General features: G+C 39.8%; 24 protein-coding genes and 1 pseudogene. 10 read left to right on the plus strand and 15 right to left on the minus strand.

Annotated features, from left to right (window positions below):
* Positions 1-159 precede the first annotated feature (159 nt).
* Together clpB and E0H87_RS01405 are read right to left on the minus strand one after the other, a co-directional pair.
* Positions 160-2,739: an ATP-dependent chaperone ClpB gene (clpB, locus tag E0H87_RS01400; RefSeq protein ID WP_131321722.1), complete on the minus strand. Its 2,580-nt coding sequence runs from the start codon at positions 2,737-2,739 to the stop codon at positions 160-162.
* A gap of 308 nt (positions 2,740-3,047) precedes the next feature.
* Positions 3,048-3,470 (minus strand): OsmC family protein, encoded by a 423-nt coding sequence (locus E0H87_RS01405; RefSeq protein WP_044738505.1) that lies wholly within the window; start codon positions 3,468-3,470, stop codon positions 3,048-3,050.
* A 148-nt stretch (positions 3,471-3,618) separates the two neighbouring features.
* On the opposite strand from E0H87_RS01405, the gene crp reads away from it, so the two are divergent.
* Positions 3,619-4,326, plus strand: coding sequence for a cAMP-activated global transcriptional regulator CRP (gene crp / locus E0H87_RS01410; RefSeq protein ID WP_044738506.1), 708 nt, complete (start codon positions 3,619-3,621; stop codon positions 4,324-4,326).
* Between the two features lie 157 nt (positions 4,327-4,483).
* Positions 4,484-5,533, plus strand: a complete 1,050-nt coding sequence (locus tag E0H87_RS01415; protein ID WP_131321724.1) for an NADP(H)-dependent aldo-keto reductase — start codon at positions 4,484-4,486, stop codon at positions 5,531-5,533.
* Positions 5,534-5,717: 184 nt separating this feature from the next.
* Here E0H87_RS01415 and E0H87_RS01420 read toward each other — a convergent pair whose 3' ends face one another.
* The 5 genes from E0H87_RS01420 to E0H87_RS01440 form a co-directional block, all read right to left on the minus strand.
* On the minus strand, positions 5,718-6,494 hold the full coding sequence (locus E0H87_RS01420; RefSeq protein WP_131321726.1) for a M48 family metallopeptidase: 777 nt from the start codon (positions 6,492-6,494) through the stop codon (positions 5,718-5,720).
* A 112-nt stretch (positions 6,495-6,606) separates the two neighbouring features.
* Entirely contained in the window at positions 6,607-6,915 is a 309-nt protein-coding gene (locus tag E0H87_RS01425; RefSeq protein WP_131321728.1) for a hypothetical protein, read from the minus strand.
* A 166-nt stretch (positions 6,916-7,081) separates the two neighbouring features.
* Positions 7,082-8,401 carry an adenylosuccinate synthase gene (locus E0H87_RS01430; protein ID WP_131321730.1) on the minus strand — a complete coding sequence of 440 codons (1,320 nt, stop codon included), beginning with the start codon at positions 8,399-8,401 and terminating at the stop codon, positions 7,082-7,084.
* A gap of 69 nt (positions 8,402-8,470) precedes the next feature.
* Entirely contained in the window at positions 8,471-9,637 is a 1,167-nt protein-coding gene (locus tag E0H87_RS01435) for an ATP phosphoribosyltransferase regulatory subunit (RefSeq protein WP_131321732.1), read from the minus strand.
* 213 nt (positions 9,638-9,850) lie between these two features.
* Entirely contained in the window at positions 9,851-10,303 is a 453-nt protein-coding gene (locus E0H87_RS01440; RefSeq protein ID WP_016166574.1) for an Lrp/AsnC family transcriptional regulator, read from the minus strand.
* A gap of 141 nt (positions 10,304-10,444) precedes the next feature.
* Here E0H87_RS01440 and E0H87_RS01445 point away from each other — a divergent pair, with 141 nt between their 5' ends.
* Entirely contained in the window at positions 10,445-11,197 is a 753-nt protein-coding gene (locus E0H87_RS01445; protein ID WP_131321735.1) for an AzlC family ABC transporter permease, read from the plus strand.
* Positions 11,194-11,493: an AzlD family protein gene (locus E0H87_RS01450; protein ID WP_131321737.1), complete on the plus strand. Its 300-nt coding sequence runs from the start codon at positions 11,194-11,196 to the stop codon at positions 11,491-11,493. The genes E0H87_RS01445 and E0H87_RS01450 overlap by 4 nt, the downstream gene beginning before the upstream one ends.
* 17 nt (positions 11,494-11,510) lie before the next feature.
* On the opposite strand, the gene E0H87_RS01455 is transcribed toward E0H87_RS01450, so the two are convergent.
* Entirely contained in the window at positions 11,511-11,822 is a 312-nt protein-coding gene (locus E0H87_RS01455; protein ID WP_131322485.1) for a hypothetical protein, read from the minus strand.
* A 261-nt stretch (positions 11,823-12,083) separates the two neighbouring features.
* On the opposite strand from E0H87_RS01455, the gene E0H87_RS01460 reads away from it, so the two are divergent.
* Entirely contained in the window at positions 12,084-12,602 is a 519-nt protein-coding gene (locus tag E0H87_RS01460) for a hypothetical protein (RefSeq protein ID WP_131321739.1), read from the plus strand.
* Between the two features lie 46 nt (positions 12,603-12,648).
* Here the strand turns inward: E0H87_RS01460 and E0H87_RS01465 are convergent, their stop codons facing one another.
* A complete protein-coding gene (locus tag E0H87_RS01465; RefSeq protein ID WP_131321741.1) occupies positions 12,649-13,671 on the minus strand; it encodes a type I glyceraldehyde-3-phosphate dehydrogenase in 1,023 nt (340 codons plus the stop codon).
* A 391-nt stretch (positions 13,672-14,062) separates the two neighbouring features.
* Here E0H87_RS01465 and alaS point away from each other — a divergent pair, with 391 nt between their 5' ends.
* The 3 genes from alaS to csrA all read left to right on the plus strand — a co-directional run bounded on the left by alaS (position 14,063) and on the right by csrA (position 18,599).
* A complete protein-coding gene (alaS, locus tag E0H87_RS01470) occupies positions 14,063-16,756 on the plus strand; it encodes an alanine--tRNA ligase (protein ID WP_171458325.1) in 2,694 nt (897 codons plus the stop codon).
* 65 nt (positions 16,757-16,821) lie between these two features.
* On the plus strand, positions 16,822-18,102 hold the full coding sequence (locus E0H87_RS01475) for an aspartate kinase (RefSeq protein WP_131321743.1): 1,281 nt from the start codon (positions 16,822-16,824) through the stop codon (positions 18,100-18,102).
* Between the two features lie 242 nt (positions 18,103-18,344).
* On the plus strand, positions 18,345-18,599 hold the full coding sequence (gene csrA / locus E0H87_RS01480) for a carbon storage regulator CsrA (protein WP_016166582.1): 255 nt from the start codon (positions 18,345-18,347) through the stop codon (positions 18,597-18,599).
* Between the two features lie 55 nt (positions 18,600-18,654).
* Here the strand turns inward: csrA and rnhB are convergent, their stop codons facing one another.
* The 3 genes from rnhB to E0H87_RS01495 form a co-directional block, all read right to left on the minus strand.
* Positions 18,655-19,227: a ribonuclease HII gene (gene rnhB / locus E0H87_RS01485; protein WP_131321745.1), complete on the minus strand. Its 573-nt coding sequence runs from the start codon at positions 19,225-19,227 to the stop codon at positions 18,655-18,657.
* Positions 19,228-19,295: 68 nt separating this feature from the next.
* Positions 19,296-19,661, minus strand: coding sequence for a hypothetical protein (locus E0H87_RS01490; protein WP_227547291.1), 366 nt, complete (start codon positions 19,659-19,661; stop codon positions 19,296-19,298).
* Positions 19,662-19,783: 122 nt separating this feature from the next.
* Entirely contained in the window at positions 19,784-20,161 is a 378-nt protein-coding gene (locus tag E0H87_RS01495) for a hypothetical protein (RefSeq protein ID WP_131321747.1), read from the minus strand.
* A 230-nt stretch (positions 20,162-20,391) separates the two neighbouring features.
* On the opposite strand from E0H87_RS01495, the gene E0H87_RS01500 reads away from it, so the two are divergent.
* The gene (locus E0H87_RS01500) at positions 20,392-20,946 is read left to right on the plus strand and encodes a cytochrome b (protein WP_131321749.1); all 555 of its coding nucleotides are present in this window, start codon (positions 20,392-20,394) and stop codon (positions 20,944-20,946) included.
* 64 nt (positions 20,947-21,010) lie between these two features.
* On the opposite strand, the gene E0H87_RS01505 is transcribed toward E0H87_RS01500, so the two are convergent.
* The 3 genes and pseudogenes from E0H87_RS01505 to E0H87_RS16090 form a co-directional block, all read right to left on the minus strand.
* The gene (locus E0H87_RS01505; protein WP_131321751.1) at positions 21,011-22,009 is read right to left on the minus strand and encodes an adenosine deaminase; all 999 of its coding nucleotides are present in this window, start codon (positions 22,007-22,009) and stop codon (positions 21,011-21,013) included.
* Positions 22,010-22,072: 63 nt separating this feature from the next.
* Positions 22,073-23,395: an NCS2 family permease gene (locus E0H87_RS01510; RefSeq protein WP_131321753.1), complete on the minus strand. Its 1,323-nt coding sequence runs from the start codon at positions 23,393-23,395 to the stop codon at positions 22,073-22,075.
* A 930-nt stretch (positions 23,396-24,325) separates the two neighbouring features.
* Positions 24,326-24,589: pseudogene (locus tag E0H87_RS16090) on the minus strand (hypothetical protein); the annotation flags it as partial.
* Positions 24,590-24,854: 265 nt separating this feature from the next.
* Between E0H87_RS16090 and E0H87_RS01520 the strand changes: the two are divergent.
* The gene (locus tag E0H87_RS01520) at positions 24,855-25,565 is read left to right on the plus strand and encodes a transglutaminase-like domain-containing protein (protein ID WP_131321755.1); all 711 of its coding nucleotides are present in this window, start codon (positions 24,855-24,857) and stop codon (positions 25,563-25,565) included.
* Positions 25,566-25,693 lie beyond the last annotated feature (128 nt).

Consider the following 25,693-nt stretch of genomic DNA (forward strand, 5'->3'; position numbering starts at 1 on the left):
ACATCATATAAAGATAATTATTTTACATATAAGGGACTTACAAGTGATTACCATCACATTATTATGCATTGAATTGTCACTTTATGACTCAAAATATCAGACCAAAACCAATCTTGTGACATAAAAAAACCAGCCGAAGCTGGTTTTTTATACTTAAAATTAACTTAGTTTCAATTTATCAAATAGCAAATGCCCATGATCCGATTTAACTAAAATAGTATCTCCAGCTTGAAACTCTCCAGCCAGAATTTTCTGGGCCAGTGGATTTTCAATCTGTTGCTGAATAGCACGTTTCAATGGACGCGCACCGTATATTGGATCAAAACCTGCATCAATCAATAAGTCGAAAGCGGTATCTTCAACAGATAAACTCAAGTCACGTTCAGCTAAACGACTGCGTAAACGATCTAACTGAATATCCGCAATGCCTCGAATTTGTGATTTCTTCAATGAATGGAAAATCACAACTTCATCAATACGGTTAATGAACTCTGGACGGAAGTGTTGAGATACTGCACCCATCACCACTGCACGTACTTCATCTTCCGTAGCCTTCTCACCCAATTCACGGACATCTTGTGAACCAAGGTTAGAGGTCATCACAATCACCGTATTCTTAAAGTCGACCACGCGACCTTGTGAATCTGTCAGACGACCATCATCCAATACCTGTAGCAAGATATTGAATACGTCTGGATGCGCTTTCTCAACCTCATCAAACAGCACTACGCTATATGGTTTACGGCGTACGGCTTCAGTCAACACACCACCTTCTTCGTAGCCCACATAACCTGGAGGGGCACCAACCAAACGACTGACCGAATGTTTTTCCATGAACTCACTCATATCAATACGAATCATGGCGTCATCACTGTCAAACAAGAAGTTTGCCAATGCCTTGGTCAGTTCAGTTTTACCCACACCTGTTGGCCCTAGGAACAAGAACGAACCACTTGGACGGTTTGGATCAGACAACCCGGCTCTCGAACGGCGAACAGCATTCGACACTGCTACAACCGCTTCATTTTGCCCTACTACGCGGTTATGTAAGAACTCTTCCATCTGTAACAGTTTTTCACGTTCACCTTGTAACATTTTAGCAACTGGAATTCCCGTTGCAGCACTCACTACTTCGGCAATCTCATTGTCTGTAACTTTGTTACGTAGCAGTTTTGGTGCTTCGTTTTCTTCAGCGACCTCATTACGCTCTAATTGCTTTTGTAGCTCAGGAATCACCCCATATTGCAGACGTCCAGCCTCAGCCAAATCACCTTCACGCTGCGCTTTTTCTAAAGCAATACGCGCCTGATCCAACTTGATTTGAATATCTTTGTTGCCTTCCACCAAAGCTTTATCGGCACGCCAGATTTCTTCAAGATCGTTATATTCTTTCTCTACCGTTGCAATCTGCTCTTCAAGATGTTTGATCTCGCCTTTCGCACCTGCATCCTCATCTTTCTTCACGGCTTCAAGCTGCATCTTTAACTGAATGAGACGACGGTCAAGTTTATCCAATGCCTCTGGCTTAGAGTCCAGCTCCATTTTAATGCGAGATGCTGCCTCATCTATCAAGTCAATCGCTTTATCTGGCAATTGACGGTCTGTGATATAGCGATGCGACATTTTGGCAGCAGCAATAATAGCCGAGTCCAAAATTTGTACGCCGTGATGCGTTGCATATTTCTCTTTTAAACCACGTAAAATTGCAATGGTATCTTCCACACTTGGTTCATCCACCAAGACTTTCTGGAAACGACGTTCTAGCGCAGCATCTTTTTCAATGTACTGGCGATATTCATCCAGTGTTGTCGCACCAACACAGCGTAATTCACCACGTGCCAAAGCAGGTTTCAACATATTCCCTGCATCCATTGCCCCATCACCTTTCCCTGCCCCTACAAGAGTATGCAGTTCGTCAATAAACAGGATAATGTCACCTTCGTGTTTGGCTAAATCTTTCAGAACAGCTTTTAAACGCTCCTCAAACTCACCACGATATTTCGCACCCGCAAGTAAAGAGCCTAAATCTAAAGACAAGACACGCTTACCTTTCAAACTTTCAGGTACTTCACCATTGACGATACGCTGCGCCAAACCTTCCACAATCGCTGTTTTACCTACCCCCGGCTCACCAATCAATACAGGGTTATTTTTGGTACGACGAGACAACACCTGAATCGTACGACGAATTTCATCATCACGCCCAATAACAGGGTCAAGTTTGCCTGCTAAAGCACGCTCTGTCAGGTCTACGGTGTATTTATTCAATGAGTCTCGTTGATCTTCATGATTATTACTCATGACCTTTTCATCCCCTCGAATTTTATGAACCACTTTACGTAAGCTATCACTGGTTACACCTACGCTATTTAATAAAGACTTGGTTGCACCAACTTCAGCAAGACTAAGCAGCACCCAATCAGTCGATAGAAACTCATCACCCGCTTTTTGAGCATAACTATCTGCCAAATTCAGTGCTTTGACTGCTTCTGGACTGAGGTTTATCTCACCAGTTGGGTTTGTTAACGTAGGAGCATCTTTCAGTGCTTGCTGCAATTTCGTTTGCAATTCACGCAGATTTGCACCTGCCTGTTGCAACAGACTGGCATTCGAAGCTTCTTCCAATAAAGTCGACAGCACATGAATCCCTTCAATGGAGGTATGATCTTTCCCCATTGCTAAGGATTGAGCATCAGAAAGGGCTTGCTGTAGGCGGTTTGTAAATTTTTCAAAACGCATTCTTGTTATTCCTCACAACAATTTTTTAACTTGTAAGATATATGGGAACTTATTTTTAGATTTCAAATTAATTTTCACATATTTTTCAATATCTTAAATTAAAAAATACAATGGATCTTAGTTATAATATTGGTCTGACTATTTTTATTTTCAAGAGTGTTGATGTAATTTTTCTCTATCAGAGCGATTCACTCGTTAAAAACCACATTCAAAGATTGTTTTATTGCCATACTCATATGGAGGCTAGCAGCTTTTAAATGCAAATTGAGGAATAAAAAAAAGCTGGTGAATCACCAGCTTTTCCACATTTATACAGCTTCTATAATTTCAAAATCGTGGGTGATTTCCACACCACCATCAGACAGCATTTTACTTGCTGAACAGTACTTTTCTGCAGAGAGTTCTACAGCCTTCGCAACCTGTTTTTCCTTCACTGCAGTACCCGTTACCACGAAGTGCAAGTGGATTTTGGTAAATACTGCAGGGATGCTATCGGCACGTTCTGCCTTAAGCTGACATACAACATTTGTCACATCTTGACGAGATTTTTTCAAAATTGTCACAATATCGAAGGAAGCACACCCACCAAGTCCCATTAATATAAGCTCCATGGGACGTGGTCCACGGTTTTCACCACCATACTCTGGGGATCCATCCATCACCACACTATGGCCACTTTCTGATTTCGCTTCAAAAGCAACATTCTCTAGCCAATGTACACTTGTTTGCATTGCAACTACCTAAAAAAAGCTATAAATTTACCGTGTACCTGTACACTAACATAATTTGAGTTGATAAGGAATTTCACCTCTTCAGTGTGACAAGTTCATTTTAGGTCTTGTGCGATCTATTATTTATCCATTTTCGGAAACCAAAAGCATGACTTCAAACTTTTCACAGCTGAGCACTGATGCGCTATCGCCAGGTCAATTACCTGAATCAGTCAAAGCATTATTAAAACGAGCATATATAAACCGTTACCCTAAACGTACAACTATTGTTGATGCGGGAACGGAATCGAAATCACTTTATTTGATTTTAAAAGGGTCAGTATCTATTATTTTACGTGAAGACGATGAGCGTGAAATTGTAGTCGCATATTTAAATCCGGGCGACTTCTTTGGGGAAATGGGGCTATTCGAATCAAATCCACAACGTACTGCTGAAGTGCGTACACGTGATGTTTGTGAAATTGCTGAAATTACCTATGAAAACTTTCATGAATTAAGTAAACAATACCCAGATTTGAGCTATGCAGTATTTGCTCAATTGGTTCGTCGCTTAAAAAACACCACACGTAAAGTCACTGACCTTGCCTTCATTGATGTTTCTGGTCGTATTGCGCGCTGCTTGATTGATCTTTCAGGACAGCCAGAAGCCATGATTTTACCAAATGGTCGCCAAATCCGTATTACACGTCAAGAAATTGGTCGTATTGTAGGTTGTTCACGCGAAATGGTGGGTCGTGTACTTAAAACCCTCGAAGATCAAGGCATGATTCAAACTGACGGTAAAGCAATTCTTATTTTTGATGTGTCTTTAGAACAGCCAAACACTGATGATGACTATGAAGATGATGAAGAGTAATTCTTCTAATTATCTTAGAAAAGCAAATCGAATGATTTGCTTTTTTTATGCTAACTAATTCAATTTTTTCACAAAACAATATACAAGTATTCATTAACAAACTTGCCTGTTTACGTTAGCCTGAAGAAATTGTTCAGCTCTTATTCAGGATCGTTTTATGCAATTCAAACCTTTAGGCGATAGCGGTATTCTTGTTCCAGAAATTTGTTTAGGCACCATGACCTTTGGTGAACAAAACACACAGCAAGAAGCCTTTCTACAGCTGAATTATGCTCTAGAGCATGGACTCAACTTCTGGGATACCGCAGAAATGTATCCTGTGCCACCAAAACCTGAAACACAAGGTCGCACGGAAACCATTATTGGGAATTGGCTTGCACAACATGGCGGTCGTGATCAATTATTGATTGCCTCTAAAATTGCGGGTCCTTCACAAGGAGGAAGCCATATTCGTGATGGACAAACTCGTTTTACTGCAAATGAAATTGCTTCTGCGTTGGATGACTCACTCAAACGCTTACAAACAGACTACATTGATCTATATCAACTGCACTGGCCGCAGCGCAACACCAATTTCTTTGGAAAATTGGGTTATGGCAATGCAGAAGCCTTAGACGAAAAGCCTGTGACAGCCCTCGCTGAGACTTTAATAGCACTTGCCAAGGAAGTTGAGAAAGGACGTATTCGCCACATTGGACTGTCTAATGAAACCCCTTGGGGAACCATGAAGTTTTTGCATCTTGCAGAACAGCTAGGACTTGAAAAAATCGTCAGTGTGCAAAACCCCTATAATTTACTGAATCGTAGTTATGAAATTGGGATGGCTGAAATTGCAAAATACGAAGGTGTAGGATTACTCGCTTATTCCCCACTGGCGTTTGGTTATCTGACAGGGAAATTCCGTCATGGTGCCCGCCCTGCCAATGCTCGTATTAGCTTATTTTCACGCTTTAGCCGTTATAGCAATCCAGAAAGTGAATGGGCAACGGAACAATATGCACTGCTTGCAGAACAACATGGCTTAAGCCTAACACAAATGGCACTTGCTTATATTAAGCAACAGTTTTTTGTGACCAGTACCATTATTGGTGCTACCAATCTAGATCAACTCAAAGAAAATATCGCCGCCTTTGAACTCGATCTATCTCCTGAAGTGATTCAAGGCATTGAAGCAATTCATCGCCAACAGCCTAACCCAGCACCCTAAGCAGCACAAAACACGATCCAATTTGTTTTGGATGATAAGACTTTAATATACCTATGCACGGTATAGTTAAATTCCGACCTTACAATTCAGGTGTATCTACCACAAATGCCCCCCGATTTTAATGTTGTCACACCAAAATCAAAAAAGGATGCCGAAGCATCCTTTTTTTCACGCAAAAAAACGATTAACGTTTGTTGTATACCGCTTGCGCTGCTGGTAGATTTTTACGCATTGCCTCAATACGCTGGCTATTCGATGGGTGAGTTGATAAGAAAGCTGAACCACCCGCGCCATCAAGCTTGTTCATTTTTTCCCAAAGCGTAATTGCAGCTTGAGGGTTATAGCCTGCCTTTGCCATCAACATCAATCCGCCTTGGTCAGCACGGCTTTCTAGGCTCCGTGAGTATGGCAAGCCCACACCAACTTGTGTCCCCAACTGTGCAGCCGCAGCACCCAATTGACCCACATTGTCACCGGCGTAACCCAAACCAATATTCAGCGCCAAATCAGTTAAAGCTTGCGCACCGATTTTGTTTTTTGCATGTTCTTCCAAGGCATGAATCATTTCATGTCCCATCACCGCGGCAATTTCAGCATCGGTCAGGTTAAGTTTGTTTACAATACCCGTGTAGAACACGACCTTACCACCTGGAGCAACATAGGCATTGACTTGGTCAGATTTTAATACTGCCAATTGCCAATCAAATTTAGTGCCTGTTTGGTTCATTTGGTCAGCATAAGGTTTCAAACGCGTGAATACAGCATAAATTCGTTTATACGTTGAAGAAGATGTATCAAGCGTATTGTTACCACGAGCTTCCTGAACAGTTTTATTAAAGCCTTGGGTTGCAGCAACATTTAAAGATGCCGTATCTGCACCCGCCATGTCAGCGACTGTTGTGCAACCAGAAAGTGTAACAGCTCCTGCCACACACAAACTCAACATCAGCTTGTTCTTCATTCTTTTAATCTCCACCATTCTTGGATCACGTCAATATATGCGCATTATAAGCAATCAGTGTGGAGCTTTGAATGAATAACAACTTCATAAACATAGTATTTATGTAATTGACTTAATGCATAAACTGGTAACTTAACCAATAAATTAAACACACCACATTCAATACCAAATAAACCTGCCCTACAGGTTTAATTTTTTCTGCCAATTTCTCATCATTGCGTTTAAACCATAAATAGGCATTTTGAATCAGAACAATGGGCACCAAAACACAAGCAATAATCACAGACAATCCAATTAAGGCATTATAAATCACATTTGGATCGGCGGTTTGCCCTTCAATAATCATCATCGCGATAGTTGGCGCACCGCCCATAGCAAAAATTAAAGAATATAAAATAGTATTTGAAATATTTTTGTGCATCCTGCCTAAATCCAGATTTACTGTTAAGTTATTGTATCAAGGCTATTTTGAAAAAGCGCACAAGCAAATGCAACTTTAGTCTGGATTTCAAAACCGTAAAATTTTGCAGGGTAGATGCACAAGAAAAAGCCCCGCATAAGCGAGGCTTTTTAATATGAACTATCGATTAAGCATCAAATGGATGACGTAATACGATGGTTTCTGCACGATCCGGACCCGTTGAAATAATATCAATTGGACACTCGATTAACTGCTCAATGCGCTTAATGTAGTTAATCGCATTTTGTGGAAGCTGTTCTACAGTAGTCGCGCCAACTGTTGATTCAGTCCAACCCGGCATCGTTTCATAGATTGGTTTTAAGTTTTCGTATGCAAGCGCATCCGAAGAACCTACACAACCTGAATCTGTGTTTTCATAACCCACACAGATTTTCACTTCTTCTAAACCATCTAATACATCAAGTTTAGTTAAGCAAATGCCTGAAAGTGAGTTTACATCTACAGAACGACGAAGAATTTCTGCATCGAACCAACCACAACGGCGTTGACGGCCTGTAGAAGCACCAAATTCATGGCCTACAGTACCTAAGTGACGACCAATTGCATCACCAGTATCTGTCGCAGCATCGTAATGCAACTCAGTTGGGAATGGACCAGCACCTACACGTGTTGTGTACGCTTTAGTAATACCCAATACATAATCTAAATGTAATGGGCCCAAACCTGAACCAGAGCTTACGCCACCAGCTGTCGTGTTTGAAGAAGTTACAAATGGGTATGTACCATGATCAACGTCAAGTAATGAACCTTGAGCGCCTTCAAACATAATGTTGTCACCATTTTTACGGTAGTTGTGCAACTCTGTAGTTACATCAACCACTAACGGAGCAACAACTTCACGCCATTGATCGCAAAGCGCAATCACATCTTCCAACTTAACTGCTTCAACACCGTAGTATTGAGTTAATTGGAAGTTATGATAATCCAACACTTCAGCCAATTGAGCTTTTAATGCTTCACCGCCACGCACCAAGTCTGCGACACGTACTGCACGGCGCGCAACTTTGTCTTCATACGCTGGACCAATACCACGGCCCGTTGTACCAATTTTTGCATTGCCACGCTTTTTCTCACGTGCTTGGTCAAGTGCAATATGGTTTGGAAGAATTAATGGACAGTTTGGAGAAATACGCAAACGCTCTTTAACAGGTACGCCTTGCTCTTCAAGAATGGTCATCTCTTTGATTAAAGCTTCTGGTGAAAGCACAACACCGTTACCAATTAAGCACAATACGTTTTCACGTAAAATACCAGATGGAATGAGGTGTAATACAGTTTTCTTACCACCAACCACGAGAGTATGACCTGCGTTATGTCCGCCTTGATAACGAACTACCGCAGCCGCTTGATCTGTGAGCAGGTCGACGATCTTACCTTTACCTTCGTCGCCCCATTGGGTACCAAGTACCACAACATTTTTGCCCATAATAGCCTCATTACATCATGCTGTTAAAATTAAAACTCCAAGTAGTGACATGAACACTACTCGCAGTGGTTAAATTGGTTTAACTTGCCACTCACCAGCAACATCAACCAATTGATGTGTTGCATTTGGAATAGAGTTTAAATCATCATTACCCAATAACTGAATTACACTTAAGCCTTGTGCTCTTACAGATGCAATTGCTTGCTGTAAATCAGCGTTCGTGCCCTTAGGCGCAACAACCACAGAGATTGCATTAAACTGCCCTGCACTGAGTGCATATAAGTCACAACTAAAACCTGTTGCAGGACGCGCACGACCAAAATGTTCACCAATGCCATCATAACGGCCACCTTGTGCCAAAGAGGCAGCTCGGTTTGGTGCATACACGGCATACATTAAACCTGTGTGGTAGTGATATGAGCGTAACTCTACAACATCAACGCCAATCAGTAGATTTGGCCAACGTGCCTGAATTGCCGACTGCGTGGTTTTTAATTCATCCAAAGCATGTTTGAATGCTGTGTCTGCTAAAATTTCTGCACTAAGATGAGTTTGTAATGCATCAAGATCACTTGCATAGCGACCTAATGCATAAAAATCTGCACCGAAGTTTAAATCTTGAGTAAATTCCGCCAACTCAGGCAGTGCTTTACGTTGATAAAGGTCAGACAGTTCATGCTCAGTGTTTTTATTTAAACCCGCACGCTTCACTAAGCTACGGAATAAACCCACATGCCCTAAATCCAGATGGATGCCTTCCACCAAGCCTGCTTTTTCGATCAGACCCAGCATTACATCGACCATTTCAACATCAGCGTCAATGCTGTCTGAACCAAACAATTCAGCACCCAATTGTAATGGCGCACGTGTGGTGTTAAAGCCTTGCGGCTTAGTATGTAACACAGTGCCCGCATAACAATAACGAGCCACACCTTCTACAGGATGAACGTGTGCATCTATACGCGCCACCTGTGGCGTCATATCCGCACGCACCCCAAGTAAACGTCCTGATAATTGGTCGATTACTTTAAAAGTTGCAAGGTCTAAATCGTGATTTGATTCGGATAAAGAGGAAAGAGATTCTATGTATTCAATAAACGGCGTGTACACCAACTGATAACCTCGAGATGCGAGGAAATCCAAGGCGTCACGGCGCAAGTTTTCAATTACTTGCGCTTGCTCTGGTAATACATCAGCTACACCATCAGGTAATAACCATGTCTCTGAAATGGGCATGTTGTAAACCTAAATTCTTGTCAGCGCGGAAGTAATCCGCATAAAAAAATCGGGAGCACACCCGATTTCTCCTAGTTTAGCACGATAGTTCACACCATGCACTGAGATTTTTACATTTAATCCCATTACCCTGCACAATTTGATCCTGACCAAATAATGCACTAAGTTAACGATTGTTATCAAAAAATTAAGCTTTTGTCCGTGCCATTACATTTACAACGGTAGTTCAGTCGTCTGCTTAATGCTCTGGAGTGGAATTTCAGTTTTCACATTTTGAATCCCTGTAATTTTATTTAAATGCTGAATTTGAAATTTACGATACGCATCTAAATCAGACACCACGATTCTTAAGAAGAAATCACAATCACCCGCCATCAATTGGCATTCTACTATTTCAGGAATTTCTCGGACAGAATCAATAAAATGATTAACGGTTTTCGCATCTTGCCCCTTTAGCCAAATGCGCGCAAATACGGTCAAACCCAAATTGACTTTTTGAGGATTCACCAAAGCCACATACTTTTCAATAATCCCCGCATCTTCAAGTTGTTTTACCCTGCGCAGACACGGCGAAGCCGAAAGCCCTACTCGCTGTGCAAGCTCATTATTCGCCAATTTTCCATCTTGCTGCAATGTTTGTAAGATTCTTCTATCAATTTTATCCATATCGCCCCCTTAGCATTAAACACTCTTTATCTTAATTTCAGCGCAATTTTATGCTCAATTTTTAATAAATACTGCTTAATTTGGCGTCAAATATCACAACAATATTCTTAAAATAGTTGACCACTTTGTGAGGTTCCGTCCATGTCCACTTTAAAAAGCAGCTCATCTCCCTCCTTGATTTTGAACAATCAAGACCAAGCTGAATTTTTTCGTGGCATTAAAACAACGCTTCCCATGCTGCTTGGTTTTGTTCCTTTGGCATTAGTACTCGGAACCCAAGCCGCTCAAAAGGGTTTTTCCATTGTAGAAGTATCCTTCTTAACGGGTTTAAATTTTGCGGGTGGCTCGGAATTTGCCATTCTGGAAATGTGGACCAATCCACCACAATTCCTACTACTGATGTTCATTACCTTTTTAATCAATAGCCGACATTTGCTTATGGGAGCAAGCCTCGTCCCTTATTTAAAACATTTACCTGACCGTCAAGTTTACCCTGCACTTTTTTTCCTTTGTGATGAAAGCTGGGCCTTAGGATTATCTAATGCACAAAAAAGGATTCACCAAGTTGGGCTAAGGCATGCATTTAATATGCCTTACTATGCAGGGGTATGTTTAGCGCTATATGTGATGTGGGTATCAGTCACGACCCTAGGTGCTGTACTTGGCCCAGTTCTGGGCGATATTCATCCTTATGGTTTTGATATGGCATTCCCAGCCATCATTTTGGTACTACTGCGTGGAATGTGGACAGGATTTGCTGCCGCACGACCATGGTTAGTCAGTTTAATGGTTGCCGCAATTGCCTATTTGTATTTACCTGCGGGTTGGCATGTGCCTTTAGGTGCAATCAGTGGCATCGCATCTGCATTTTTCTTGATAGGAGAAGACGAATGATTCATAGCAGTACATTTATTGCGATTCTCTTGGTTGCTTTCACCACGTATTTAACCCGTTTATTGGGCTATGCCTTATTAAAAAATAAAACCTTGTCGGCTAAACACAAAAAGATTTTAGAAGTTGTACCGGGCTGTGTCCTGATTTCCGTTATTGCACCTTATTTTGTCAAAGATAACCCTGCCGACTTAATTGCAATCGCAATTACGTTACTAGCAGCATCTCGGCTACCACTACTTTCGACCGTGGTCATCAGTATGTTAAGCGCAGCATTATTACGCCAAATTTTAATTTAAAATTTGGCGTAATCCACTCAGAATGGTCGGTCTGTTTGCCCAACTGACTTGCTTAATAAACTGACCAATTCAGCATTTTGCAATTCCAATTGATGCGTTCTTTTTACTGTTTTATCAATGACTTCTTGTTGCACATGCATTTTTTTAGCAAGGTCTTGCATAATTTCGAGTGTTTTCTTTAAATTTTCTTCAAGGTGTACCACCTTCTGCTCCAGATGTTGCTGATACTCCGTATCACCTGTGCTCTCACCTTGCTGTTTAAATTGAAACCACACCAGAAAAATAACTGCAACTGCCAATAACAGGATAAATCCCCAGATTAACATCATCATATGTTTCTCATTGTCATTATGTCTTTCTTTTATAATATGCCAAGATGGCTCTAATTTTTATAAAAAATAAAAGATAAACTCGATATTTTTCAATCGCTCACTCATCATGCCTGTTATTTGCATCAACTGAAACGACCAAATCCAAGTTTATGATATTTTGATACATGTTTTCTGTTTCAGAAATACACATCAACCGATATATTCAATTCGCTAACAATTATTCAACTTTAGAAAAAACTGTTTATTGAGATCATCACTATGGAATTACATAGCAATCTTTACTATCACCATCCTGATAGCGCCATCATGGATCAACTCGATCATTTGTTTCAACAACATCAAGGTAACCCTGTTACTTTTTTGCAATTGGCTAGCACAATCAATGCTGAATATGGCGCCGAACTTGCACAAGATCTTATCGATCAAGTGGATCAAGTCGAATATGACCTTGCGCCAGAAACAGTCTATCGACTTGCAGGATTTAGTATTCTGCACTTTGTCCATGGTTCAGAGGGCGATGACCTTATGGAAGCCATCCTGTTTTTCTTAAAAGCCCTAGTTCCTACGTTACATATACAAGCATGGGGTTGTGGCGATGATGACCCTTGGGAATTCTGGTTTAAATTTGAAGGTGATGAGCTCGTTCGTGAGGATGATGAACCATTTAATGATCCAGATGAAGATCTCAACATCAAAGCTGAAATCTACACTTGGTGGCATCAAGATATGCCTAAAGAAATTCAAGAAGGCTTTTTGAACGAGACTGAAGAAGAATAACAGTTCAAGCACCTTATTTGCAGAACGAAATAAGGTGCTTGATTACTTATACAAAAGATTCACATAAATCCAGTAAACGGTTGGCATAACCCCATTCATTATCATACCAAGCAAATACTTTCGCCTGATGCCCCACCACCATGGTCTGACTTAAGTCCACAATCAGTGAATAAGGTGAATGGTTAAAATCACTAGAGACTAACGCTTCATCGGTCACTTGCATGATTTCAGCATAGTCACTTTCTGCTGCACCAATCAACACTTCGTTTAGTCTGTGTACGGTAACTGGCGATTGCGACACAAAGCTCAAATCAATTGCAGCAACATTAATGGTTGGAACACGAATGGAATAACCATCAATGCGGTTTTCCATTTTCGGCATCACTTGCTTTAATGCTCCTAATGCCGAAGATGTCGTTGGAATAATATTTTGCCCAGATGCACGGGCACGACGTAAATCTCGATGTGCATGATCTAAAACCGATTGATCAGCGGTTACCGCATGAATTTCAGTCATAAGCGCTGTTTGAATACCAAAAGCATCATCAATAATTTTGACTAACGGAACCAATGCTTGCGTCGTACAAGACACACTTGAAATAATTTGATCTGAAGCTTTCACTTCATGATGGTTCACGCCATAAACAATTGCTGCATCGACTGTATCAAAAGGCGCAGCACCAATAATCACACGCTTTGTCCCTGCATGAATATGGCGTGTGGCTGCTTCACGTGAACGGAATAAACCCGTACATTCCAATACCACGTCGACATTTAACTGTTGCCACGGCAACTGAGCAGGTTCAGCCTCACACAAAACTCGAACTTTTAGGCTGGCAAGCCCCGCATGAATATGCAAATAGATTTGCTCATTTTCATGTTCAAGCTCGACTTTACCCTTAAAGCGACCATGCGTCGTGTCGTACTTAAACAAATGCATTAAGGTTTCAACATCGGCAATATCATTAATTGCCACAATCTCAAAATGGAAATCTTTAGGATTTTCGAACCAAGCCCGTAAAACGTTACGACCAATTCGACCAAATCCGTTAATCGCCACCTTTTGCATGACTTTTCCTTTGTATGAAACCTTAATTTAAGCTGCCTGTATGTTAATGGATTTTGCACTTTAGCCAAGATGTTTTCTTGCAAATCCAGCATAAAATTAAAAAAATGATGGTCCTGATGAAAAAACTTCAGCCAAATTCAACCTGAACAGTGCCTTCTACTGTATTGACTTGAATTTAGAAAATTTTATTTACGTAAAATAAATACAGACTAAAGGATGACTTACAATTCCATAGTTTTGTCATTAATTCATAGTAAAGTGATTGTGCATGGGGCTTTTTCCGTTATAATTTGGCGTTTTAAAAAATTAAGCCTGTATTTTATAGAATGTGCTAAAACCACCTATAAACAATACATTTAGCCAAATTCAAGATTTATGGAGTGACTTGGTTGTGAGTACTCGTTTTATGACATCCGCTGAAATTCGCGAAGCTTTTTTAAGCTATTTTGAATCGCAAGGGCATACACGTGTCGCGTCGAGTTCTCTAGTTCCCGCCAACGACCCAACTTTGTTGTTTACCAACGCGGGTATGAACCAATTTAAAGATTGCTTCTTAGGCTTAGAAAAACGTGATTATATCCGTGCCGTATCTTCACAAAAATGTGTCCGCGCAGGTGGTAAACATAACGACTTAGATAATGTCGGTTATACCGCACGTCACCATACTTTCTTTGAAATGTTAGGTAACTTCTCATTTGGCGACTACTTCAAACGTGATGCGATCAAATTTGCATGGGATTTTCTAACAGGTGAAGCTTGGTTAGCACTTCCTAAAGACAAACTCTATGCCACGGTTTACCACACTGACGACGAAGCATTTGACATCTGGAACAAAGAAATTGGTTTAGATGCTTCTCGCATTATTCGTATTGGCGACAACAAAGGTGGTCAATACGCATCAGACAACTTCTGGGCAATGGGCGATACAGGTCCTTGTGGTCCTTGTTCTGAAATCTTCTTTGACCATGGCGACCATATTTGGGGTGGCTTACCGGGCACACCTGAAGAAGATGGCGACCGTTTCATTGAAATTTGGAACAACGTATTCATGCAGTTTAACCGCACTGCGGATGGCGTGCTTCACCCTCTTCCAGCGCCTTCTGTTGATACAGGTATGGGCTTGGAACGCATTTCTGCTGTTTTACAACACGTAAATTCAAACTACGAAATCGACTTATTCCAACACTTACTCAAAGCTGCAGCAGAAATTATTGGTTTAGATACCTCTGCGCTTGAAGCTGAAGCCACTGAAAAAGGTACGCCTGTTCAGTACCCTGCTTCACTTAAAGTGGTTGCTGACCATGCACGTTCTTGCTGCTTCTTGATTGCAGACGGTGTAAACCCTTCTAACGAAGGTCGTGGTTATGTACTGCGTCGTATTATCCGTCGTGCAGTACGTCATGGTAATAAATTGGGTGCAACAGGTTCATTCTTCCACAAAATGTTGCAACCTTTAATTGAAGTAATGGGTGCTGCATATCCAGAACTTGAAGCGCAGAAAACGCGTATTGAAGCGCAATTACTGAAAGAAGAAGAACAATTTGCAAAAACTTTAGAGCAAGGTTTGAAATTGCTTGAAGGTGAATTAGCGCAACTGAAAGGTTCTGTAATTCCTGGTGAAGTGGTCTTCAAACTTTACGACACTTATGGCTTCCCTACTGACTTAACAGCTGACATTGCACGTGAACGTGATTTAACCATTGACGAAGCTGGCTTTGAAGTTGAAATGACAGCACAACGTCAACGTGCACGTGATGCAGGTAAATTCGCTATTGACTACAACAGCGTTGTAAAAGTTGAAGGTGAAACTCAGTTTGACGGTTACGACGCAACGGTTGGCGAAGGTCAAATTATCGCAATTTATAAAGATGGCGAGCAAGTTGATGAAGTGGTTGAAGGTGACGAAGCCCTCATCGTACTAAACCAAACCCCGTTCTATGCAGAAAGTGGCGGTCAAATTGGTGACACAGGTATTTTCAAAAATGACACAGGTATTTTTGAAGTCCAAGACACCAAGAAATCGGGTGGCGCTTTTGTACACCAAGGGATCGTGACTGTAGGTAGCATTAAGGTTACTCAAAATGTTGAGGCAACAGTCAAAGCAGACATCCGCGCTGCAACTGCACGCAACCACTCTGCAACTCACCTTTTGCATGCTGCGTTACGTCAAATTTTAGGTGAGCACGTACAACAAAAAGGCTCATTGGTTGCATCAGACATCTTACGTTTTGACTTTGCCAACGATCAACCTGTTTCATTTGAACAACTTCAAGAAATTGAGCGTTTGGTCAATGCTGAAGTGATTGCAAACAGCGCTGTCACTACTGAACTTCTCGACATTGAATCTGCAAAAGCCAAAGGCGCGATGATGTTGTTTGGTGAGAAATATGGCGATGAAGTTCGTGTTCTTTCAATGGGTTCAATTATTGAAGAGAAGAACTTCTCAATCGAGCTGTGCGGTGGTATTCATGTTAAACGTACAGGCGACATCGGCTTATTTAAAATCACTTCTGAAGGTGGTGTAGCTGCGGGTGTACGTCGTATTGAAGCAGTGACAGGTACTAAAGCTTTAGACGTTGTACAAAAAGCTGAAGCAGACATTGTGCATATCAATGGATTATTAAAAGCACAGAAAGATCAAACTGTAGAGAAAGTTGAAGCGATTGTTGAAACTTCATCCGCATTGCAAAAACAGATTGAACAACTCAATCAGAAATTAGCAAGCTTACAAGCCGCTGAACTTTTAAGCCAAGTTCAAACGCTTGCAGGTCGCACAACTTTAATCACAACTGTTCAAGGCATGGATGCAAAAGCACTTCGCAACCTACATGACGGTGTGAAATCAAAATTAGAAAATGCAGTAATCGTTCTTGCAGGTGTAGAGGGTGACAAGGTTAGCTTGATTGCATCTGTAGCAAAAGAATTTACTGCTTCTATAAAGGCGGGTGACATCATCAAACACTTGGCAAATGAGCTTGGTGGTAAAGGTGGTGGTAAACCTGACTTGGCACAAGGTGGCGCGCCACTAAACGAGAAGTTTGCACCAGTGATGGCAGATTTAACTGCTTGGCTTGAAGCAAAATAAAACTTCACCTTTTGTGTAACTGACCCTGATTGGCACTTCAGGGTCATGGCTTATATGGAACAACTATGGCATTAATCGTTCAAAAATATGGCGGTACTTCTATGGGTACCCCCGAGCGCATTTTAAATGTTGCTCGTCGTGTGAAGCGCTGGCATGACCACGGCCACAAGGTAGTGGTTGTAGTATCAGCAATGAGTGGTGAAACAAACCGCTTATTAGCTCTCGCGAAAGCCATTACGGACACCCCTGACCCACGCGAACTTGACCAAATGGTTTCAACGGGTGAACAGGTAACGATTTCCATGTTAGCGATGGCGCTCAATTCAATTGGCGTTGAAGCTAAGTCACTCACGGGTCGCCAAGTTGGTATTAAAACGGACAGCGCGTTTACCAAAGCACGTATTGAATCGATTGATACCGACGTAATGACTGAGCATTTAGATGCAGGTCGTGTCATTGTCGTTGCTGGTTTCCAAGGCTTTGATGCCAATGGTAATACCACAACTTTAGGCCGTGGTGGCTCAGATACTTCTGGGGTAGCACTGGCTGCTGCACTCAAAGCAGATGAATGCCAAATCTATACCGATGTAGATGGTGTTTATACTACTGACCCACGCGTTGCACCGAAAGCGAAAAAAGTTGACCGTATCTCTTTTGAAGAAATGCTAGAAATGGCATCTTTAGGCTCAAAAGTTTTACAAATTCGCTCTGTTGAATTCGCAGGTAAATATCAAGTTCCACTGCGCGTATTATCAAGCTTTGATAATGATGATGATGGTGCATTTGATGAAGATTTCAAACAAAACGTAGGCACACTAATTACGACTGAGGCAGAAGACGATATGGAACAACCAATCATTGCAGGTATTGCATTTAACCGCGACGAAGCAAAACTCACTATCTTGGGTGTTCCTGATGAACCAGGAATTGCATCTAAAATCTTATCGCCGATCAGCAATGCCAATATCGAAGTGGATATGATTATCCAAAACGTAGAAGAAGACGGTACTACAGATTTTACTTTTACTGTAAATCGTACTGACTTAGCAAAAGCAAAAGCAATTTTAGAGCAAACAGCGAGCAGCATTGAAGGATGCGAAGTTGTTACTCGTGATGATATCGTTAAAGTTTCAATCGTTGGTGTAGGCATGCGTTCGCATGCGGGTGTTGCGAGTAAAATGTTCACAGCATTGGCAGATGAAAGCATTAATATTTTAATGATTTCAACTTCAGAAATTAAAATTTCTGTACTGATTGAAGAAAATTATTTAGAGCTTGCTGTTCGTTGTTTACACACAGCATTTGGCTTAGACCGCGAACATGGTGAATCAAGCGCACGCGCTTAAAAGATAATTGTCTTTTGTAAGACAATTTCTTTAAAATCCCATAAAAAAACAGAGCCACTATAGTTTTTTCTATAGTGGCTCTGTTATATTAGCCCAGAGGCGTTTTAGTAAATTTCAACAGAATTCTATAAATATCTACCTATTTGTCTTTATAACTTCTGTTAAAATTTTCTTTATAACCAAGGTTGTGTTTTTTTAACTTTTTAATCAATGCAGGTTTAGCATTTTGCAAGGAGATAAACATGCTGATTCTGACCCGACGTGTCGGAGAAACATTAATGATTGGAGATCAAGTCAGTGTTACTGTACTTGGCGTTAAAGGCAATCAAGTTCGTATTGGCGTAAATGCTCCAAAAGAAGTATCAGTTCATCGCGAAGAAATTTATCAACGCATTCAACATGAACGTGCGATGCACGAACACCTTCAACATCTCGATCAAGATTATCAGCCTTCTTTTGAAGAAGATAATTACTCCCAGAATAACTTTAATCGTTAAAATTAAACGTTATCTCCTAAAGCGGCTTTTCTAAGCCGCTTTAAATTTTTCTGGCTTAGTCAAATTGTGCTAATGCGTTTTTTACTGGAGCATAACTACGACGATGTTCCGCAATAACCCCATGTGTCGCAATTGCTTCAAAATGTGCTTTGGTTGGATAGCCTTTATGCTTAGCAAAACCGTACTGCGGATATTGCGCATCTAAAGTCACCATATCGCGATCACGTGTAACTTTGGCTAAGATACTGGCCGCAGAAATTTCTGCATGTAATGCATCCCCTCCAACTACAGCTTCACAACTCATACTCAAGCCTTGCAGAATTTTATTTCCATCGACCAAAACATGCCCGGGTTGTATCTGTAATGCTTCTACCGCACGACGCATGGCCAAAAGTGAAGCCTGCAAAATATTGATTTGGTCAATTTCTTCATGGCTTGCTTCCGCAATTGCCCATGCCAATGCTTTTTCTTGAATCTCTACAAACAGTTTTTCGCGCTTTTTCTCGGTAAGTTTCTTGGAATCATTAAGACCCTCTATCGGATTATTCGGGTCAAGAATGACCGCCGCAGCCACAACCGAACCAACCAGAGGGCCACGCCCTGCTTCATCTACACCCGCTACTTGCATGTCTTACTCTCAAAAAAAATGACTGAATCACCAGCCATTTCTCAAATTTAACTTAATTTCAATTCTGCTTAGTGTAACATTTCAGGGATACACGTTGCTGTTGTTTTTGCGGTTGCTAATGCAGTATAAGTTGCCTTTGCCTTCGGATCTATAACAGCCAAAGCCAGTTGTTCTTTAGAGAGTACTTTAGGCGAATTGTCACTTACACAGTTACATACCTCATGTTTTTTCTTTTTCTTTTGGTCTTCAGATAAAAGCTTACTACTTAAAATCCACGTTGGGTTATTTTCGATTTCATTCATACATTTCTGGTTCGATGCCATTCGAATAATAGAAACACCGTCAGATTGTGAACCCGATAAGGGTGATGAGGTACATGCAGATAACATTAATGTTCCAGCTAAACACATCAAGAGCTTATTTTTTTTCATCATTATTCAACCTTAATTTGGAGTGAATCAGTGTCGGTTATTTATTGTTCTGACCAATATAAAATAAAATAAGAAAAAGCACAAAAAGTATTGAAAAAAAGCTAGGGAACTCCTAGCTTTTCAAATTATTTATTTACCGCTTCGTTCACACAACTTTGAATGGTTTTAGTCACCACATTGCTCACTATCGTCGCGCGTGCCGCAGGATCTAGAGCAGCAGTTGCTAAATCTACAGTTGTCACATTTTGTGGTGCTTTTTCGCTAACACAGCCACAAATATCTGTTTGAATATTTTGCTTTTGTTCAGCAGTCATAAGCTGTGTAGACTTTTTCCAAGCAGGGGTATTATTTAATTCTGTCACACATTTTGAATTAATTGCAATTTTGATTGCTGCCATACCCACCTGCTGGGTTGTGGTTGCAGTGGTTGTTGCTGTTTCCGTACTCACACAAGCTGTCAGCACTAAAATAATAGGTGCCAATGCGGCTAATCCTTTTTTCACAATATCACCTTGATGATCAATTTAAAGTAGCGCTATTGTGCCGTAACACCCGTAAATATAAAGCCCTGATTTGACAGTTCATCAATTGTTTGTGCAATTTACCAACAAGAAACTCAGCCAATAAAATCAGCGTTGCAACAAATATACGCATCGTTGCAGAATCTAGGTTTTTTTATATTTTAAATTTCATTAAGATCAACAGAATTATTCAACCTATTTATTCATACTTTATGAAAAATACAACACCCTATTACACGCGTACCGCGCAGGTTTTACACTGGATCATGGCAATTATTTTTATTGTCGCTTGGATCATTGGTTTTTATAGTGGAAACTTTTTAAGCTATGAAACTGATGGAAGCTTTAAAGGTGACATCATCACACTACATAAAAATATTGCCACAACCATTATCTTTTTGGTCATGATCCGTATTTTTTGGCGTTATACACATCCAGCTCCCTCACTACCTGATAGCATGTCGCCAACAATGAAAGTATTGGCGCATCTTGGGCATTTGGCTTTATATCTGATGTTACTTGCCTTACCAATCACAGGATGTTTATTCAGTTGGAGCGCAGGACACCCTGCCCCTGTCCTTTATCTCTTTAATCTACCAACACTGATTGAAGAGAATTATGATGTACTTGAGATTGTAAAACCACTACACATCTATCTATCTTGGGCTGCAGGTTTATTAGTTGTAGGTCATATTGCGGCTGCATTAAAGCACCACTTTATTGATAAAGATAGCGTGCTCACGAGCATGACCCGTCAACCGAAATAAAACCTATAAATTCTTTATCCAAAAAAACCGCATCATTTTGTGCGGTTTTTTATATTTTCACGAATTACAAACTTTGAATTTCTGCAATCCATTTTTGCTTTTCAGCATCGCTAATGAATGATGCTTCAAAGGAATTTTGAGCCAACTTTTTCAACTCATCATTTGATAAAGATAATGCTTCAGTAATCGCAATAAAATTGTCATTCATATAACCACCAAAATAAGATGGATCATCTGAATTTACCGTGACATGCACGCCCTGTTGTAATAAACGACGGATATTGTGCTGTGCCATATCATCAACCACGCATAACTTTAAATTACTGAGTGGACAAACAGTTAACGGCATTTTTTCAGTAATTAAGCGTTGCATTAAAGCTGGATCTTCTTCAGAACGTACACCATGATCAATGCGGTTCACTTTAAGTAAGTCTAAAGCTTCCCACACGTATTCTGCTGGACCTTCTTCACCCGCATGAGCAACCACCAAGAAACCTGCTTCACGCGCTTGCGCAAAAACACGTTCAAATTTTGAAGGCGGATGTCCAACTTCACTTGAATCAAGACCAACACCAATAATTTGATCTTTAAATGGTATCGCTTGAGCCAATGTTTCAAAAGCAGCTTCTTCACTTAAATGGCGTAAGAAACACATGATTAAACGTGAACTAATGCCGTATTTTGCTTGAGCATCATCACAAGCGCGCTGTAACCCATTGATGACCGTTTCAAAAGCTACACCACGATCTGTATGTGTTTGCGGATCAAAGAACATTTCTGTATGCATGACACGATCTTCATGACATTTTTCAAAATATGCCCAAGCCAAATCATAGAAATCCTGCTCATGCACCAAGACATTCGCACCCGCATAATAGATATCGAGGAAAGATTGCAGGTTATGAAAATTATACGCTTGTTTGACTTCTTCGACTGACTTGTAAGGAATTTCAATCTGATTACGTTGTGCAATTGCAAACATCAGTTCAGGCTCAAAAGTCCCTTCAATATGGACATGTAATTCCGCTTTTGGCAAAGCACGGATGAGCTCAAGTTGATTCATACCTTATCCTCAAAAAGAAAAAAGGGTGTAAACAAGTTTACACCCTTAAAATTGGTGTGGATATTAACCACCAAAAAATGCAAATTTAATTGCCCAAAGCACTGCAACAATCCAAACCATATAAGGAACAGTTGAAGCTTTGCCAGTACATAATTTAATTAACGCATAGCTAATAAAGCCCATCGCGATACCATCTGCAATAGAATAAGCAAATGGCATAAATACGATGGTTAAGAATGCTGGTACAGCCTCAGTAATATCATCCCATTCAATATGAGTAATACCCTGAATCATCAACACACCCACAAATAACAATGCAGGAGCTGTTGCAAAACTAGGCACAGATTGCGCCAAAGGTGCTAAGAATAAACACAAGATAAATAAAACACCAACTACAACTGCAGTAAGACCTGTACGACCACCCGCTGCAACACCTGCTGAAGATTCAATATATGGCGTTGTTGATGATGTACCTAATGCAGCACCCGCAACAATAGCGGTTGAGTCTGCAAAGAGTGCTTTTTTCAAACGAGGTAATTTACCATCTTGCAGCAAACCTGCGCGATGCGCGACGCCCACCAAAGTACCTGTCGAGTCAAATAAGTCCACCAAGAAGAAGACAAAAATGACGCCCACTAAACTCGCGGTAAATAAACCTTCAAAGTCCATCTGTAAGAATGTTGGTGCAATTGAAGGAATTTGCCCTACAACACCTTTGAATTCGCTTAGACCCATCATGGTAGAAATTGCAGTAAGTGTCAAAATACTGATGATAATCGCACCACGTACTTTAAAATGATGTAATACCACAATCATTAAGAAGCCAAACAACGTCAACAGTACTGTGGGTTGCTTAAGATCACCCAAGCCAACAAGTGTTGCTGGATTATCAACAATAATGCCTGAGTTCTTTAAAGCGATAAGTGCTAGGAATAAGCCAATACCACCGCCAATTGCAAGCTTAAGCGACATTGGGATTGCATTCACAATCGCTTCGCGGATTTTAAACATGCTAATAGCAATAAAGATTAAACCCGAAACAAATACTGCTGCCAAAGCGGTTTGCCAAGGTACCCCCATACCCATGCACACCGAATAAGTGAAATAAGCATTCAAGCCCATTCCTGGTGCTAAAGCAATTGGATAATTCGCAATAATCCCCATCACTAAACAGCCAATCGCTGCAGCGAGACATGTTGCGACAAAGACAGCTCCATGATCCATCCCTGTTTCGGATAAAATCATTGGGTTAACAATAATGATGTAGCACATCGTTAAAAATGTGGTTACACCTGCAAGAACTTCAGTACGAAAAGTCGTCTTGTTTTCACTCAGTTTAAATAAGCGTTCAAGTACATTTTCTGAAGATGGATTAGGAGTCGTCATGACCTAGCCCCTGTAAAAAAACATTATGCCAAAATTCCGAATTGGGCCAAAAATTAAACTTTTTGCCATTTGATTCTCGAAATTTAAAGCAATGGGTATGCCAAATATCTGATGCTTTTTTCTAAGCTAAACAAGGAAGCTATTGTTTCGAAACAAAAAACATCCTCAATCAAGTAAACGAAAAAAGCTGCATATATTATGCAGCCTTCAAACTCATACTATAAAAATCAATAGCTTAAATAAAAAACATAAACATTTCTTTAAATTCGGCGTGGATTATAACATATTGATTTTCACGTTGTTTCTAGAATTTATGCACGACATAGACTACGCCCAAAAAATTACTATGTAAGTAAATTTAAATCTTTAATTACAAAAATGAATTCATGCCGCTATTGATCTTTTTTTATCAAAATATTTTTTGACTGAGCATCCACTTCAATTTTCTGTAGTGAACTGTGCGCTTCATTTACCAAACGATCAATTTTCTGCTTTTGCCTGATCTCAGATTCGTGATACACACTCAAACCCAAGATACAGATCATCAATAGAAACATTGGTAGAAGTAACTTTTTCATTATAATAAAGTACAATTTTTAATTATTGGTAAAATATACACCATAATTTTTTCTAGTTCACTTTGTTTAAGGAAATAGGAATTATTTGATAAAAATCTAATTTTTGAATTACTTGATCGTCTATTTGTGGAGTTTCCTGCATCTGCCTACATAATTTATTGAGCAATCAATGTCTCTAATTCCTTAACCGTAACAGGTTGATTGCCTACAGCAAAAATGTTCACTTGAGCAAAATGAGCATTACTTATAAATTTATAGTTAGAGATACCTGACCAACTCAAACTCTTAAACGATACAGGACATTATTATAAATCCGACAAATATCTGTGGTTATTATGCCCACAGTATCTCTGGAAAATTTAAACCACAATTTAAATATTTTTAATAGCTTATTGTCTTTAGAGCAGTGAGTGAATCGTTTAAGATCGTGTTAGATTGACCAAAAGATGCGGGTAAATCACACCATAGATATCCAGTTCTAATTCTATAAAACTTCTTAGATTATGTTTGAGATAAAAACCGAAATTGTGGAAATAGATTTCAACTTTAACCAGTCAGCATTGGTTGATGCATAGCGAAAAGTAGATTTGGCTTGGTAGTTGAATTTTACGTTTATGCTATTTTTGGGACAGTAAATACCAACAGATCCTAATGACAAAAAACGGTAGATAATAGTAAATATTTCAGGATTATTTCAATCAATACAAATACTTAAAAATTTCAGTATACTCGTGTAGAACCTTGAAAATTTTTAGGTCTTAAATAGCTTCATATTTAAACATATCTAAATCATCAATAAATATTTTCTAACTTAATCTTGACTCTAGTCTTACTCCATAGTTTTTAATCCAATCACTGACTTCAGATTAAGAATATAAATTATGAAACAATATCTTAAAGAAACATCGTTACTAGATTATAACCATCAATTAATCAAAAATTTAATTCAAGAAAAAGAATGGTCTAAATTGGACAATGTTGAAAAAGTGAAACAAATTTATCACTTTGTTAGAGATGAGATTCAATTTGGCTATAATTCAAGTGACTCAATTCCAGCATCAGCTGTTTTAGAGGATGGCTATGGTCAATGCAACACCAAAGCAACTTTATTAATGGCTTTATTAAGAGCAGTCGGTGTTCCAACCCGATTACATGGTTTCACGATCAATAAAAGCTTACAAAAAGGGGCTATTGATGGCATTTGGTACAAGCTATCTCCACAAAATATTCTGCATAGTTGGGTGGAAGTTTATGTAAATGAGAACTGGTTTATTTTAGAAGGGGTAATTCTAGATAAACTATACTTAACAAATCTCCAAAAAATGTATAAAAGCACCTCAAACACTTTTTGTGGATTTGGGGTCTTTACAGAAAATTTTGATAATCCTCCAATAGACTGGAATTTAAATAATACCTATATTCAGGATAAAGGAATTAATCAAGATTTTGGACTATTTGATAGCCCAGATGTTTTTTATAGTCAGCATCAGCAACAACTTGGTTTTATTCAAGGAATAATGTTCAAAAATATAGTCAGACAATTAATGAATAAGAATGTTGATAAGATTAGAAATGCCAAGATTGCTGAGTAGCTGAATTGGATTTGTATATATAGATAGTTGACTCGATAAAATTATGGTTATTGGAAAGTTAGTATTACTCTTATAGGGGTGACTCATAGACCTGAGCTATAAGAAGTTGTGTTGCTGTGTATAGAGCA

This window comes from Acinetobacter sp. ANC 4178, from assembly GCF_004331175.1.
Taxonomy (GTDB): Bacteria; Pseudomonadota; Gammaproteobacteria; order Pseudomonadales; family Moraxellaceae; genus Acinetobacter.

Bases quoted from the DNA above. Each gene is read 5' to 3' on its own strand.
- clpB (WP_131321722.1), bottom strand. From the start codon at position 2,739: ATGCGTTTTGAAAAATTTACAAACCGCCTACAGCAAGCCCTTTCTGAT.
- E0H87_RS01405 (WP_044738505.1), bottom strand. From the start codon at position 3,470: ATGCAAACAAGTGTACATTGGCTAGAGAATGTTGCTTTTGAAGCGAAA.
- crp (WP_044738506.1), top strand. From the start codon at position 3,619: ATGACTTCAAACTTTTCACAGCTGAGCACTGATGCGCTATCGCCAGGT.
- E0H87_RS01415 (WP_131321724.1), top strand. From the start codon at position 4,484: ATGCAATTCAAACCTTTAGGCGATAGCGGTATTCTTGTTCCAGAAATT.
- E0H87_RS01420 (WP_131321726.1), bottom strand. From the start codon at position 6,494: ATGAAGAACAAGCTGATGTTGAGTTTGTGTGTGGCAGGAGCTGTTACA.
- E0H87_RS01425 (WP_131321728.1), bottom strand. From the start codon at position 6,915: ATGCACAAAAATATTTCAAATACTATTTTATATTCTTTAATTTTTGCT.
- E0H87_RS01430 (WP_131321730.1), bottom strand. From the start codon at position 8,401: ATGGGCAAAAATGTTGTGGTACTTGGTACCCAATGGGGCGACGAAGGT.
- E0H87_RS01435 (WP_131321732.1), bottom strand. From the start codon at position 9,637: ATGCCCATTTCAGAGACATGGTTATTACCTGATGGTGTAGCTGATGTA.
- E0H87_RS01440 (WP_016166574.1), bottom strand. From the start codon at position 10,303: ATGGATAAAATTGATAGAAGAATCTTACAAACATTGCAGCAAGATGGA.
- E0H87_RS01445 (WP_131321735.1), top strand. From the start codon at position 10,445: ATGTCCACTTTAAAAAGCAGCTCATCTCCCTCCTTGATTTTGAACAAT.
- E0H87_RS01450 (WP_131321737.1), top strand. From the start codon at position 11,194: ATGATTCATAGCAGTACATTTATTGCGATTCTCTTGGTTGCTTTCACC.
- E0H87_RS01455 (WP_131322485.1), bottom strand. From the start codon at position 11,822: ATGATGTTAATCTGGGGATTTATCCTGTTATTGGCAGTTGCAGTTATT.
- E0H87_RS01460 (WP_131321739.1), top strand. From the start codon at position 12,084: ATGGAATTACATAGCAATCTTTACTATCACCATCCTGATAGCGCCATC.
- E0H87_RS01465 (WP_131321741.1), bottom strand. From the start codon at position 13,671: ATGCAAAAGGTGGCGATTAACGGATTTGGTCGAATTGGTCGTAACGTT.
- E0H87_RS01475 (WP_131321743.1), top strand. From the start codon at position 16,822: ATGGCATTAATCGTTCAAAAATATGGCGGTACTTCTATGGGTACCCCC.
- csrA (WP_016166582.1), top strand. From the start codon at position 18,345: ATGCTGATTCTGACCCGACGTGTCGGAGAAACATTAATGATTGGAGAT.
- rnhB (WP_131321745.1), bottom strand. From the start codon at position 19,227: ATGCAAGTAGCGGGTGTAGATGAAGCAGGGCGTGGCCCTCTGGTTGGT.
- E0H87_RS01490 (WP_227547291.1), bottom strand. From the start codon at position 19,661: ATGATGAAAAAAAATAAGCTCTTGATGTGTTTAGCTGGAACATTAATG.
- E0H87_RS01500 (WP_131321749.1), top strand. From the start codon at position 20,392: ATGAAAAATACAACACCCTATTACACGCGTACCGCGCAGGTTTTACAC.
- E0H87_RS01505 (WP_131321751.1), bottom strand. From the start codon at position 22,009: ATGAATCAACTTGAGCTCATCCGTGCTTTGCCAAAAGCGGAATTACAT.
- E0H87_RS01510 (WP_131321753.1), bottom strand. From the start codon at position 23,395: ATGACGACTCCTAATCCATCTTCAGAAAATGTACTTGAACGCTTATTT.
- E0H87_RS01520 (WP_131321755.1), top strand. From the start codon at position 24,855: ATGAAACAATATCTTAAAGAAACATCGTTACTAGATTATAACCATCAA.